This window comes from Streptomyces umbrinus (assembly GCF_030817415.1).
GTDB lineage: Bacteria > Actinomycetota > Actinomycetes > Streptomycetales > Streptomycetaceae > Streptomyces > Streptomyces umbrinus_A.
Map to the genome: position 1 here is coordinate 10,042,517 of NZ_JAUSZI010000002.1, position 13,310 is coordinate 10,055,826.

The following is a 13,310-nucleotide window of genomic DNA, read 5'->3' on the forward strand; positions in this document are numbered from 1 at the left end:
TCAGCTCCCCGCATCACCGCCGAACCACAGGGTGCCAGGCCGTGTCGACACGACGCTGCTCGGTGCCCGAGTCGAATTTGAGATGAAGGCGAGTCTGGCTCGCCATGGCAAGAGAATCGAGAGACGTCATGCTCCAGACCACACTTCCCGTCCGCACCGTTGAGGGGGGCGACGAGTTGTGAGTGCCGCGACTGAGCCAGTCCAGCCCGGTCAGCGCTGGCGGCAGAGTGACGATGCCGTGCCGACCGACACCTCCGCCCAGGACGACGACGCCCAGGCCCAGGCCCAGCAGGAGAAGAACACGACCCGCGAGGGCATCCTGGTCCGCCGGGGCCAGATCTGGGAGGACCTCGACACCCGGCAGAGCAAGCGCCGCGTCGTCGTCGAGTCCGTTGCGGACGGGGAGGCCCAAGTCCGGGATCACTACGGCACGAAGCACTCCACCATCAGCGCCTCCCGAATGCACAGGCACTCCACGGGCTTCCGGCTCGTCGAGCCCGGTGAGCTGAAGTACGGCGCGCCGACGGCCTCTTCGGACGAGAAGACTGAGAGCCGATGACGTCCCCGCGTGAGCGCGTCATCGAGGGCTACCTCCTTGCCCAGTGCCGGGCACACGGCTTCCTGTGTCTGAAGTTCGTCTCGCCGGGCCGCGGGGGAGTGCCCGACCGGATCGTCGTTGCCCTGGGCCGCATTGTGTTCGTCGAGGTCAAGCGCCCTGGCGGACGGCTGCGGAAGCTGCAACAGCTCATGCACGCCAAGCTGCGCCGGCACGGGGCCGAGGTCCACGTCATCGACGACAAGCCGGGCGTCGACGCGTTCGTCGCGCACCTCCTCAAAGACCTCGCCGTAGAGCAGCGCCATGACCGTCGACGAACTGGACCCGCGCAAGACTGACCAACGCGACCGCAGGACCGTGGAGGGCGAAGGCGCCGCGGGCGGCGACACCGGCGAGGGCCAGGCAGCAACGCAACGGCCCACCGCCCGGTAAGCGGGTGCCGTTGCACGCGAAACCTCAGGCGTCCAAGCCTTGGCGGATCCCTCCACTGAAACACCCCCACGTCGGCGGGGAAAGCGAGCGGCCAAGCCGCCGCATTCACAGCGTGCAGGGAATCTGCCGTGCGGTGCCCGACCGTACCCGAGCACTACCGCTACGACGACCCCCAACTGTGGGTCGGCAACGGCCCCGACACCCAGACACTGTGCTGCCTCGCTGCGGCCTGGATGTCACCTGACAGCACCGCCCGGCCCTCCGGGGTTGGGTACGCCCTGCGGAACCGCGCAGGGGCCAGAGGGACGGGCGACCCACCCCCCGGCATCAGTGCGACAGCGCGTGTGTGAAGCCTTCAGGGCCAACCCGCGCGTCACGCGACTCGAAGCAAGGGTCGCCGAGTTGGAGGCCGAGGTCGCTCAGCAAAAACAGAGAGCCGAAGAGGGCCATGCCCGACTCGCCCTCATTCAAGAGGCATTCCATGCCTGACCACTCACTCGAAGAGAAGGGATGACCAGCGACATGACTACGACTACTGCTCCGTCCCCGATCTCGCTGATGCCGCATCAGCAGCAGATCCACGACTTCCTCGTTGACCACCCCTTCGCTGGTGCATGGCTCGATATCGGGGCCGGCAAGACGCTCACGGTCCTCAGCGTCCTGCAGACGGTCCGCCCAATAGGCCACATCCTCGTCGTCGCGCCTGTGGCGATCGCCCGCTCCACCTGGATCGACGAGATCGAGAAGTGGGGCTTCCCCATCCGGACGAAGTCGCTCATCGTCGACGAGAACGACAGGAAGCTCTCCAAGGACAAGCGACTGAAGCACTTCCGGGAGGTCGCCACCGATCCGCCGACGATGTACTTCATCAACCAGGAACTGCTGACTCAGCCGTCCCAGGAGACGAAGCTGATCACGCCGGTGCCGGGCGCAGTGCCTGCCCCGACCGTCTCACCGGAGGCGACGGCGATCCTGGGTCTGCTCCAGGCACGGGGGCCACTGGGCCGCGACGAGCTGATCGACGAGTACCGTGCCCTAGTCGCCGCCAGCGCCAACAACCGGGTCCCCGCCAAGACCAAGATCCGCGCCTGGATTCAGGAGTTGCTCAAGTCGGCCCTGGTGACGTGGGACACCTATGGATGCCGAACCTGTTCTGGGCATGGCTGCCCTGAATGTCGGTTCGGTCTGATCGACCAGCTGCCGGTCCAGAACATCAATGGCCAGAACACCATCATCTGGCCCTTCCAGACGGTCATCATCGACGAGTCCCAGGGTTTCAAGTCGCACGACTCGCAGCGCTTCCTGGCCCTGGCGACGGTGCGGCCGGCCATGAACCGACTCATCGAGTTGACGGGAACGCCCACCCCTAACGGCCTCCACGACTTGTGGAGCCAGGCCTACCTGCTCGACCAGGGCCAGACGTTGGGTCAGAACATCACCGCGTTCCGCAACCGCTGGTTCACGCCGAAGATGGTGCCCGGCACCACGGCGCCGGCAAAGTGGATCCCCACAGCGAACGCCGAGGCTGAGATCCACCAGGCCATCGCGCATTTGGTGATGAGCGCGCAGAACACGAGCCTGCAGCTCCCGGCGCTCAGCATCCAGGACGTCAACGTCACGCTCCCGCCAGACCTGCTCCAGGCCTACAAGGACTTCAAGCGCGACCTGGTCCTGGACATCGTGCAGACCTACACCGACGACGAAGGGAAGCTGACGCAGAGCGTCGAATCGATCGTCGCCGCGAACCAGGCGGTGCTGACGAGCAAGCTGATGCAGTTCGCCTCGGGCACGCTCTACACCGCGGATCCTGACGACCCGGCCACGAAGGGTCGGTACGAGGTCATCCACGACAAGAAGATCGAGATGACGGAGTACCTGGTGCGGAACAACGGCGGCGAGCCCGTGCTCATCGCCTATCACTTCAAGTCCGACAAGGAGCAGCTGCTCATGCGGCTCCGAAAGGCCGGCATCGATGCACAGGCCTTTGACGGCTCGCGCGACATGGTCCGCCGGTGGAATGCCAAGCAGATCCCGGTGATGCTGCTCCACCCCGCCGCCGCGGGGCACGGCCTGAACCTGCAGTACGGCGGCTCGACGATGATCTGGTACACGCTGCCGTTCTCGCTCGAGCACTACCTGCAGACCAACGGCCGGCTCTTCCGCACGGGCCAGACGAAGCCGGTGACCATCCACCGGCTCATCGCCAAGGGCACGCAGGACGAGCGGATGCCCTCGGTGCTCGCCGGCAAGCAGCAGGTCCAGGACGACCTCATCCAGGCCGTGTCCGGGGACTTCAACGCCGAGCAGGCACTCCTCGCTGCCCTGGAAGAAGAGATCCGCGAGGACCTCAACGACCTCTGGGCCTCCGAGCGGGTCTGACCTGCACTCACTCAACGACGGCCCCGCTGGGATCCCACGGCCGGGCCGTCACCACCGCGCACGACCGGAGCCGATCACCGTGATCGTCTTCGCGCCCGCCCCCTTCGCCCACGACGGTGACAACGAGATCACCGGGACCGAGAAACAGATGCTCGACGAGCTCCGCCTGCGCAAGATCGTTGGGCCTTGGGGCAGGTCCCGATCTCGCTGACGAAGTGCTGGTCGGCGCTTTTCCAGGCGGATACGTCGGGGAGTCGACAAGCCGCGAGGGCGCCTACGCCGAGGAGCGCGGCAAACCCGTGACATTGATGAGCAGGCGCGAACAGCGCTGACGGAAGGATCCCCGCGTGTCGTTCGAGATCTACCGCCCCAACCCGAACAAGGGCCGTCGTGCCAGGGGTCCCGCCAAGATCACCGTCACGCACGCCGAGAACGGGCGCTCGCAGATCGCACTGTCCGCCGCGGCACGCGACTGGTTGCGGCAGACCCCTGGTCGCCGCGAGGCACGGTGGCCCGCAAACCAGCCGACGATGAAGCTCGTCATCCTGATCGACCGCGACGAGAGGAAGATCAAGCTGCAGCGCACTGAGGACACCGATACCGGAGACCACGTCCACGATGTCAAGGGCCTGAGCCACACCAGCACTGCCTACATCACCGGTTGGCGACTTGATGAGCAGCTGGGCCTCGACGAAGGCCACTTCCTGGCCGAGCTACTGCCCGACCCGGACGACGACGCCGATACCGCAGTGCGCGCCATAGTCGTCGACGCCGCCGCCAGCACGCCGATCAAGAGGCGTCAGCCGACTGCAAAGACTGATTCAGTGACGCGGCCCTGATCCCGACGCCCGTAACCGCCGACGGGCAAGCCCGCATCGAAGAGATGCGCCAGATGATCGATGAGAGCGTCACCGTCGTCGAGCCATGAGCCCCTCTTAGGCATCGACATCGCGGGATGGCTCCCATCCCGCACGCAGGAGCAGTACCTGCGTCGCTTCACCGAACTGACTCAGGATACGAGGCCGTCGCATGACCAGCACCAACAACGACACTGCCGCCGTCGTCACCAGCGCCGCCCCTGCACCCCTGCCTCGGTCCGGCGGTGCCTGGGCCCGCGACCTCGGCGATCAGTACAGCAAGCTCGCCCGGACCTCGACAGACCCGCAGCAGGCTGAAGCCCATGCCGCCGAGGCGCGCACGTACTACGACATCGCGGACCGTATGGACCGCGCCATATCCGACACGGGCCAGCCCGGAGAGGAGCACAAGCCGTGACTGTCACCAACCACGAGAAGTACCGCCCGCCGGCCGAGGAACCCTGGACCGACGGCATGCGCACTGAGCCCGTTCGGATCGCCGCGCGCACCGAGTGGCTGTACAGCAAGTACGACCCCAGAGTGATCGTCTCGGAGGGACGCACGCGCCACGCGTTCTCGCGCAGCGCCAAGGTCACCGCGTCCGATGTGCCCAGCCCTTACGAGTCCATGCAGGACCTGGCCAGCCATCTGCACCGCGCTGTCGCCGCCTTCGGCGTCGACAAGGACCTGGTCATCGAGGTTCGGCTCGCCGATGACGACAACACCCGGGTCCTCGAAGAGTTCTTCTCGCAGGAGCTCCCCATCAGCTTCGATCCGACGCGAAGCGTCACTCAGCCGGGGGAGGAGCGGACCGATCGCTGAGAACACTCCTGTTCCCGCCGCCGAGCCGCCCAGCTCGGAGATCATCCCTCGGGGTACCGCATCCTGCCGATCGGCTACCGCGAGTCCTCCGTGTTCGGCATGGAGCACTTTGAGCCTCGGGTCTCCTGGCGCGGGATGGATCCCGAGAGCGGCGAAGACCTCTGGGCCGTGTTGCACATAGGCGCGTGCCTGGCTGCCGGCGGCGCCTGGGAGTACGAGCCGCCGCCGTCATTGCGCAACGACAACTGGCTGGCGCGCTGCCTGTTCAGCCGCAAGGAGGCTCTGCGCCGAGCAGCCGTGGCCGTCAACCAGGTCAAGTTCAACAGCCGGACGTTCGCCCGGTGGAACAAGGACTATGCGTCGCGCTCAGCGTGACCCTCTCGGCTTCGCGCCCTACAGACGCTGGCCTCGGGGGTCTGGGTCGGCATAGCCGACCCGGGGGCGGGATCGATACCGGAACAGGCCGGTTGTTCGTGCTCCCGGCCCGTTCCCAGTTGATCCGTCGGCGTCTCGTCAGGGGCATCCCCGGGTTCCGGTGGTGTCCCTGACGAGACGCTTTGCTGCCACCGGCCGGACGCGAAAACGGCGCTGATCGCCGAAGCCCCGAGCAAGACACCGATGAGACCCGTCAATGCACCAGCCGGGACACGCATCGGCCTCCAACCAGACCCTTGGCGGCCTCTCACGAGCGCGCCCCGACGACGGGTCTGGCCATGGATACGAAGGAATAGAGGCCTCCATCCTCTGCGTCACGGGCAGCGCCTTCCTCTACGTCATGAGGGGGAGGCCAACCCGGGCGGGACGGCCCTGTCCCGGTTCCCGAGCAGGACCCGATCTTCAAGGACCAGAAGTGATGAAGCACAAGACCACAGAGATCGTCGACGCCACGATCCAGCTGTTCGCCGAACTCGACGAGATGGTGGGCCTGATTTCACGCGTGCTCGCGAAGTTCCCCGCCAAGACCGTGCCCCAGCGGCTCAAGCCGTTCCTCGGCTCACCAAGCGTCGCGTTCGCGCGGCCGTCCATGAAAGGCGACGGCGAGATGGCGCTCCAGCTCGAAAAGCACAGCATGATGCCCAAGGTCCAGGCCCGAATCCCCGGTGAGTGGCTGATGATGCACCAATCGGAACTGACGGCCGCCGTGCGCGAGATCTACTGGGGCGACAGAGAGCACAGCCTCCGCCGCGAGCTCACCCGACTTGAGAAGTCGATCGGGGACCACAACCGACAGGCTGAGTATCACCGTGTCAGGGCGAGCGAGGCACGTCGAGAGTATGACCGCGTCGCCGCCAGCATCCGCCGGCGCTCGGCCCGCAAGAGCCGCGTCGTCGAGGGAGACTCCGATGGCTGACTCGACGGACCCCGCAAGATGTCCCAGCGGGAGCTGGAGGAGTACATCGACGCCATGGTCCACGCAGAAAAAGAGGACTCTCCCGAGTTCCGGCGTGCCTTCAGGGGGCGGACCCGTTGTTTTACTTGATGAAATGTCCCTGCTGTGGAAGCCCGACCATTCTTCACGAGCTGGAGCGGCACTCCGCCCCGAGCCTCCTGATCGACCCCGAGACGGGCTTGCCGCCCGGCATCCGCCCCGACGGTCACCGTGTGCCCCCGTCGCCAGAGGCCACGGTCAGAGCCCGCAGGCACCCCCTGTGCCGGTCGTGTATCGATGACGTAGAGACCGCTGGTGCGGTGAGTTTCTCTGTACGCCTGAAAGGCGAGCAGACCGCGATGGCGATCAGCTCCGAGCTGCCCCTCATCGACGACGAGGGGCATGTGATGGCCGTCCGCTGCCCGTCCACGGACTGCGGTGCGGTCGTCGATCTGATCAACGGCAGGCTCGGCCGTCACTCCGTGCGCGGCCGGAAGTGCCGAATGTCGGACGTACAGGTACTGATCAGTGAGGGTTGGACTGAAGCGTGAGCTGTACAGCGCCACGCGGCCGGCATCGTAGCCGCCCTCACCCACCCCCAGACGCCCGGCCGGACCGCGTGACAGACGCAACCGCGTGCGGCCCGGCCGGGCCCGGCCCACCCGGACGGACCGCTATGGACGCGGCGCGACTCGCTGAGCGGGCGCGCAGGGTTCGATTCCCCGCCCTCCGGGTGGGCCCACTCCACCAGCCCCATCGTGGGCAGGCGGCCCGCTGTCCCTTCAGCACCTGCGGCCGTCCCCCAGCGCCGGGCCGGAACCACCCGATCAACCCGAAACGGGGGGAACGCCGGATGCCGCTGGCTAGGCCGAATCACCTGAGCGCCCCGCAGTCGGCCATGAACATCCTGAGAGGACCTCAACATGACGTTCGAAGAGTGGGCTGATCGCCTGAACGCGACCTACAAGGTCGGAGCACAGCACGGCTGGCGCGACGAGGACAAGGCAGCGTGGGCCGAGCTCGAACAGCAGATGCGGGCCGAGTTTCCCCACATCACGATCACGTGGATGAACCCGAGCTGCGGCTGCTGCAGGCTGGAGGACCCGGCGCTGCTCGCCTTCGACGACCCTCGGGGCCCGGGCTGGTTCGAGCTGCTGTACCCGACCTTCCGGCCCACGCACACCTACAACTTGGGCTGACTTAGCCGAATCGCGACGTCTACCGGAGTCAGGCTCCGGGGTCGGTGGCGTGTTGCGGTGTTCTGCACATCGCCGAGGAGCTCGTCCCATGCCTTCTGTCCTCACCCAACGAGGCAGGCGTCATCTCCCCCATCTCGGTGGGAGCCTGTCAGCGGCCGTCCGCACTGCTCCGATGTCCATTGAGATCGTGAGCTCTGAGCCGCCGTACTACCTGGTGAGATCGAGGAAGTCGGCAACGGGGCGCGCCTTGCCGTGGGCGCCGAGTTGTTCCCTCAGGTCGTTCAGGGTGCTGGTGCCGCGGGCGGAGTCCGCTCCACCGAGCTGCTCAATGGCTCGTCTCGGCGACTTCCACAGTGGTGTCTATGTCGCCAAGGGCAAGGTGAGCCTCGGCCTGGCGCGCAAGGCGGCGCACCGCTGCTGGGCGCCCGCCCTGGCCAAGTCTGGGAGAAGAGCCAGTGACCGCCGGCCACCTGAGGAAGAAGCTCCCGTGTCATCGACGTGCTCGCGCTGGACCAGGTCGTGCCGCACGACATCCAATCCACATCACGCCCTTCGAGGAGGGACTGACGCATGGCCCGCATGCAAAAGATCACGCAATACCAGGTCAACCACTGGAAGATTGCGCTGGAACAGCTTCTGGAAGAGGGCGACTTCAGGCAGGACGGCCGGCCCCTGAGCCCCGCGGGTATCGCGGAGCGCAAGCGTGAAATCGCGATGCTGCGCGGACTGAACACCCTTCGAGTGGGCCAGACCGTCGATCTGGACACTGTTCAGCCGATTGACGAACACCCCAAGGAGGGTTGACCGCAACCCCGGGAGCCGATGAAGCAGGGCGCGCCGTTGGCTCGCCATATTCCACCCGAGAAGAAGTACGCGGTCGCCATCCAGACGATTCGCGGCTGCTCGCAGGGTGACTGGCTCGACATATTCGCCGCAGTCCTCGATGCCCGAGGCTGCTATATCGCGTCAAGTTGCTTGAGGAAGATCCTTATGCTTCGTCCCGGTGTCCTGGTCGGAGCGTTCGAGGATCTTGAAGAGCTGTCGGCAGATGGCTCGTTTGAGGCAGCGTTGTGCGTCGCGGGAGGTCTTGCCCTCGGCGATTCGCCGGGCGACGTAGGTCTTCGTGGCAGGGTCGAGCCGCATCCGGATGAGCGTGATGGTGTGCAGGGCCCGGTTGAGTTGCCGATCACCGCTGCGGTTGATCCGGTGCCGGTTGGTCAGTCCCGAAGACGCGGGGATCGGCGAGGCTCCAGGGAAAGAGGCGAATGCCGCCTCGGAGCGAAACCGGCCCGGATGCGACCAGCTCACCAGGATTTGAGCCGAAGTGATCGGACCAACGCCAAGCAAATCGAGGAGCTCGGGCGCCAACTGCCGTACCAGCACAAGGATCTCGTTCTCGAGGTCCTTGGCCTCGGCCTGCAGGGCCTGGATGCGCCGGGCGGTGGATCGCAAGGCCCGGGCGGTCATCCGGTGCTCGACGTCGTGCGTCGGGCGATCCCGCAGTTGAGCGCAACGGACGACTTGAGCCGGACCCTTGAGCTTTCGCAGCTCGGAGCGCAGATCGTCCGGTGCGGACACGATGAAGCCCTTGAGCTGGTTGATCGCGGCGGTGGCAGCGAGGACCGCGCCGTGACGGGTCACGAGCAGGACGCGCAGGGCCTCGCGTTCACCTCTCAGCCGGGGCTGGATGAGGTGCTCAGTGGACAGGGCTTCCTTGGCCGCCCCGATGGCATCGATCATGTCGGTCTTGCGGCCGTCGCGAACGGTGGGCCGCTTGGGTCGCAGTACCTCGACGACCTGTTCGCCGGCCTGGTCGAGGAAAGCGGCCAGGCCGGCGCCGAAGCTGCCGACACCTTCCAGTGCCCAGCAGCGGCGGCCGGGGATCTGCCTGCGGGCGAAGTCGAGCAGGCGGCGGTATCCGCGGGCGTTCGCCGGGGAATCAGTGGTGGCCAGGACAGCTCCGATGGGGCTGACGGCCGCGGCGGCGAGGGTATCGCGATGAGTGTCGACGCCAATGACGCCGTCGACCTGTTCTGCGAGCATGGTCACGCGGTTGTTCTCCTTCGGGCTCTGGGCGGCCGTGGTCGGCGTCGGCCTGGGTGGAGTCACCGCGTGGCATAACTGTGATGAGTCACGTCGAGATGGCGGACAAGCTGCTGATCAAGCCAACGGGGTGGGCCAGGCCGACGCCGACGTCCGGCAGACAGCTCGGGCGTACGGCAGGCTGCAACGAGCCGCCAATTACCTTGTGGGTCATGCCGGAACGTCGGCGCCGAGCCTGGCAGCAGCCCAACTCGGGCCGCAGCTCGACTATCACAATTACCTTTCTTGTAGAGCCCGGTTCGGGCTCGTGGCCTCCGGGGCCGGTATGACTCGTTGCCCCTGTCCCGGATCCGGCGGGCCGACGAGAGGGACACGCCGGCCCGGCCTCGCCGGCCGACCCCAACAAGATCTGCCGCGCCCGCATCGAACTTCCCGACCAGGAGGCGCGCCAATGAGTCAGTACCGTGTCCGGCCCGTTCACGTCGAGGCCATCCAGCTGACCGACGACGCTGACTGGCAGAAGATCGCCGCCTGATGTGGAGCACACCCCCACCTGCATGAACCCGGCGACCTGAAGGACGCGCTGCCGGTTCCCACGCCAGGGGACGTCGTCTGGGCGAACCCCGGCGACTGGATCATCCGCAACCAGCAGGGCGAGTTCGCCGTGTGCACCCCCGAGGTCTTCACCACCACGTACGAGCCCGACGGCCCACCGTCCGACAGGCACATGGCGGTGTACCTCGACGACACGGGCGAGCTGTGGTCCGACTACCCGACCATGCCCGCAGGTGACCACGTCCTGCCGCTGGTGTGGGCGGCCGGGCAGACCGTGTCCCGGCAGGACCTCGCCGACCGTGGCGTCACCCTGCGCCGCATCGGCTGGTGCAAGTAGAGGGCGGACGCGCGGACTTGACGTCACCTGTGCCGCAGATCATGGCTCCGGACGACAGTGCCTGGGTCCGCGACGTCGTCCTGGTGCCAAAAGAGATCCCGCCCGCGTACGCCGAATGTCCGGCACAGCCGGCTCGGGAGCCAGAGAAACGCCCGCCTGCCGGTGGGGCCGTGCTGGAACAACCAGCCCAGCTCCACCGGCAGTTTCGTTGCTGGCCCCAGCCAGCTGCCGTACCCAACAAGCTCAAGGAGCAGCGCTCTCATGACCGATCACGACTGGGACAACCCCATCACCTGCGAGTCCGCCGGCGCGCAGCCACCCGATCACCCGAACGGGGAGGACACCGCGTCCAGTACCGCGATTCCCGAGAAGCTCATACGCACCGTCACCGACGCCTACCTGATAGCCCTCAGGCAGGGGGATCTTCACGCAGCGCTCGGACTCATGACGCAACTGGCCAACACGTACGGTCTGGTAGCCGTTCGCGGCCTCGCCGCCGAGCGCGCCATGAACCTTCACACCCACTGCCCGTCACGCTTCCGCACTGCCTTCGGCGGCGCGAAACTCTCCGCTCTCGCCCCCGCAGCGGACGACGACGCGCTCACCACCCTTGATGTCGCCTCCAAGACCAACCGCCTCATGGGGCGCGGGCAGGTCACAGCTGCCGACTTGGAGGACACCGAAGTCCAGATGCGCGTCACGGAAACCGTCCGCCACGCCGTTCAGTCGGCACTCAATGCCGCTGCTGGGCAGAGCAGTTCGGCTGCAGCCGCTCAGCTGGGCGCGCTGACCACGCCCCGCGAGTTGTCTGCGGCCGTGGCCCTGCTCACCAACGGGCTTCGCGCCGTATTGCCGTAGGCGCACGCCATGAGCCCCCGTGTCTGCCGCAAGGGCCGTAGCCGCCTGATCCCGTTCGACTGCAAGTCCGGCGCCGGACACCCAGGAACGTGCAGCCCCTTCACCCACCGGCCCCACCCGCCTGAGAACGCTGACGATCACGCTGCGCTCCTCGCTATGAGCAGGGAACGCCCGAACGCCAGCGCGAGTGCACGGGCCCGCTCAGCCCCTTGATTCCACTTCACCTTCATGACGGACCTGGAGGTACCTTGCATGCCGGCATTCCTGGAGCAGCCCGCCTACGGACCAGGAGGCCCAGACGGCAACGGTTCTCCAGACACTCTGTTGTGTCTCATCTGGGTGACTCCTGAGCTGGCCCCGTACCCCGTGCAGGGCGCCTCCGTTGGCTCTTGACGTACACGCGAACGTGCACAACCGCGTACGCCGAGGCTCGGAGGATCTGTGCAGTTGTACTTCGCCAACCACCGGGCGGTGTGGCGGGTTGGGGACGTGGCCGGAGTTGATCGCGCCCTGCTGGAAGAATCGCTCGAACGGCATCGGCTGCCTGCCGGTACGCCGGTGCTGTTGGACGGTGTGATGCGGCCGGTCGAGCCGCTGTCGTCGTGGTTCCGAAGGTTGGCTTGGCGTCGGACGGCTGCGAAGACGATGCGGACGTACGCCTATGCGGTGTTGATGCTGCTGGGCTTTCTTCAGGCACGCGGCCGGGACCTGCGCTCGGCAACCGAGTCCGACATCGTCCAGTTCGAGCAGTGGCGGCGCGAGCACGCCGAGGAGACCGTCGAGGAACCGACCTGGGACAAGGACGCGGCCGCGATCGGGCAGCTCTACGACTTCCTGGTCGACATCGGCTACGTCACGGCCCGCCCTTGGCGGTCGACTTCACGAGGCACGTCGCTGGCCAGCGGCAAGAGCACGGACGTCCGTGTCCGGCACATGGAGATCGATCAGTACATCTATCTCCGGGACGTCGGCTTCGGCGGATTGACGCCGGACGCCGGCCTGGACGAGTCGTTCCGCGGCTGGCGTCCGCACCGCAACCGGGCGGCCTGCGAACTGGCTCTGCTGACCGGGATGAGAATCCAGGAGTGGTCGACGCTGCTGCTGCCCGAGCTCGGCCTGATGCCCAGCATCAGGCCCCGAACGGCGGACGTCGATCTGGCGGCCTGCGCGAAAAGGAAGCAACGCCGCTCGGTCTATGTCCCGGTCGACGCGATGGAACTGCTGGACCCCTATCTCACGATCGAGCGTCCGGAGATGATCGCGGCGGCACAGCGCACGCTGCGGCGCCAGCACCGGGATCTGTTCGTGGTGACTCGGATCGAGGCCGAGGGCCGAAGGCTCCGCGGCGTCTTGGAAGGCCGCACGGTCACCCGGGTGGTCAAGGACATGGACCCGGACCTGCGACGGATCACCATGCTGGAGACCGGCGACGGCCTAGAGCCCCTCGCGCTCTTTGTCGGCAGGGGCGGGAAGATGCTCAGCGCCTCGGGCTGGGACCGGGTCCGCTGGCGGGCCTGGGACCGAATGGTCACCTGGGCGACGCACCAGGACGCACCTGTGATGCCCCGCCTCTGCTGGTGCTACCACGACCTGAGGCACATTTTCTCCGCTTAGTTTCCGTGTGGCGATTGACTCCAACCGGTCTGGTGGCCTGGGGTTTGGGCTTTGCGTTGAGCCGTGTGGTGTTTCTACTGTCAGCGCCCGTCATCCTGAGTTTCTCCTCGTCCCGGGGCTGGGAGTCCTGGGATGTCGAGCACCAGCCGTTGTTTCCCGAGGGGATGCCTATCCTTGTACAGCGGCGATCGGGCATCTTGCGCCCGACGCTGCGGCTGGGCTGGAATCAGCAGATCACTGCGGGCGTGCTGCAGTATCGAACGGCCGCCGTGAGTAGCTCGGTGATGGG

The 13,310-nt window shown here is 66.7% G+C and carries 16 protein-coding genes; 15 read left to right on the forward strand and 1 reads right to left on the reverse strand.

Features of this window, described 5'->3' with window-relative positions; genetic code table 11:
- Nucleotides 1-238 precede the first annotated feature (238 nt).
- From QF035_RS44490 to QF035_RS44545, 12 genes are all read left to right on the forward strand, one after another.
- The gene (locus tag QF035_RS44490) at nucleotides 239-559 is read left to right on the forward strand and encodes a hypothetical protein (protein ID WP_307527407.1); all 321 of its coding nucleotides are present in this window, start codon (nucleotides 239-241) and stop codon (nucleotides 557-559) included.
- Complete coding sequence (locus tag QF035_RS44495) at nucleotides 556-894, forward strand: VRR-NUC domain-containing protein (protein WP_307527409.1); 339 nt, start codon at nucleotides 556-558, stop codon at nucleotides 892-894. Before QF035_RS44490 ends, QF035_RS44495 begins: the two co-directional genes overlap by 4 nt.
- Nucleotides 895-1,510: 616 nt before the next feature.
- Nucleotides 1,511-3,367, forward strand: coding sequence for a DEAD/DEAH box helicase (locus tag QF035_RS44500; RefSeq protein ID WP_307527411.1), 1,857 nt, complete (start codon nucleotides 1,511-1,513; stop codon nucleotides 3,365-3,367).
- A gap of 79 nt (nucleotides 3,368-3,446) precedes the next feature.
- Nucleotides 3,447-3,578, forward strand: a complete 132-nt coding sequence (locus QF035_RS44505) for a hypothetical protein (protein ID WP_307527413.1) — start codon at nucleotides 3,447-3,449, stop codon at nucleotides 3,576-3,578.
- A gap of 136 nt (nucleotides 3,579-3,714) precedes the next feature.
- A complete protein-coding gene (locus tag QF035_RS44510; protein ID WP_307527415.1) occupies nucleotides 3,715-4,206 on the forward strand; it encodes a hypothetical protein in 492 nt (163 codons plus the stop codon).
- Between the two features lie 190 nt (nucleotides 4,207-4,396).
- Nucleotides 4,397-4,642, forward strand: a complete 246-nt coding sequence (locus QF035_RS44515; RefSeq protein ID WP_307527417.1) for a hypothetical protein — start codon at nucleotides 4,397-4,399, stop codon at nucleotides 4,640-4,642.
- The gene (locus QF035_RS44520) at nucleotides 4,639-5,046 is read left to right on the forward strand and encodes a hypothetical protein (protein ID WP_307527419.1); all 408 of its coding nucleotides are present in this window, start codon (nucleotides 4,639-4,641) and stop codon (nucleotides 5,044-5,046) included. Before QF035_RS44515 ends, QF035_RS44520 begins: the two co-directional genes overlap by 4 nt.
- Before the next feature lie 99 nt (nucleotides 5,047-5,145).
- On the forward strand, nucleotides 5,146-5,421 hold the full coding sequence (locus QF035_RS44525; protein ID WP_307527421.1) for a hypothetical protein: 276 nt from the start codon (nucleotides 5,146-5,148) through the stop codon (nucleotides 5,419-5,421).
- A 478-nt stretch (nucleotides 5,422-5,899) separates the two neighbouring features.
- Nucleotides 5,900-6,397 carry a hypothetical protein gene (locus QF035_RS44530; protein ID WP_307527423.1) on the forward strand — a complete coding sequence of 166 codons (498 nt, stop codon included), beginning with the start codon at nucleotides 5,900-5,902 and terminating at the stop codon, nucleotides 6,395-6,397.
- A gap of 338 nt (nucleotides 6,398-6,735) precedes the next feature.
- A complete protein-coding gene (locus tag QF035_RS44535; protein WP_307527424.1) occupies nucleotides 6,736-6,966 on the forward strand; it encodes a hypothetical protein in 231 nt (76 codons plus the stop codon).
- 372 nt (nucleotides 6,967-7,338) lie between these two features.
- Complete coding sequence (locus QF035_RS44540; RefSeq protein WP_307527426.1) at nucleotides 7,339-7,614, forward strand: hypothetical protein; 276 nt, start codon at nucleotides 7,339-7,341, stop codon at nucleotides 7,612-7,614.
- A 570-nt stretch (nucleotides 7,615-8,184) separates the two neighbouring features.
- On the forward strand, nucleotides 8,185-8,418 hold the full coding sequence (locus QF035_RS44545) for a hypothetical protein (RefSeq protein WP_307527428.1): 234 nt from the start codon (nucleotides 8,185-8,187) through the stop codon (nucleotides 8,416-8,418).
- 162 nt (nucleotides 8,419-8,580) lie between these two features.
- Here the strand turns inward: QF035_RS44545 and QF035_RS44550 are convergent, their stop codons facing one another.
- A complete protein-coding gene (locus QF035_RS44550) occupies nucleotides 8,581-9,663 on the reverse strand; it encodes an IS110 family transposase (protein WP_444968442.1) in 1,083 nt (360 codons plus the stop codon).
- 658 nt (nucleotides 9,664-10,321) lie between these two features.
- Between QF035_RS44550 and QF035_RS44555 the strand changes: the two genes are divergently transcribed.
- The 3 genes from QF035_RS44555 to QF035_RS44565 all read left to right on the forward strand — a co-directional run bounded on the left by QF035_RS44555 (nucleotide 10,322) and on the right by QF035_RS44565 (nucleotide 13,021).
- The gene (locus QF035_RS44555; protein ID WP_307527430.1) at nucleotides 10,322-10,549 is read left to right on the forward strand and encodes a hypothetical protein; all 228 of its coding nucleotides are present in this window, start codon (nucleotides 10,322-10,324) and stop codon (nucleotides 10,547-10,549) included.
- A 261-nt stretch (nucleotides 10,550-10,810) separates the two neighbouring features.
- Complete coding sequence (locus QF035_RS44560) at nucleotides 10,811-11,407, forward strand: hypothetical protein (protein ID WP_307527432.1); 597 nt, start codon at nucleotides 10,811-10,813, stop codon at nucleotides 11,405-11,407.
- A gap of 441 nt (nucleotides 11,408-11,848) precedes the next feature.
- Nucleotides 11,849-13,021 (forward strand): site-specific integrase, encoded by a 1,173-nt coding sequence (locus QF035_RS44565; protein WP_307527434.1) that lies wholly within the window; start codon nucleotides 11,849-11,851, stop codon nucleotides 13,019-13,021.
- The last annotated feature ends 289 nt before the right edge of the window (nucleotides 13,022-13,310 follow it).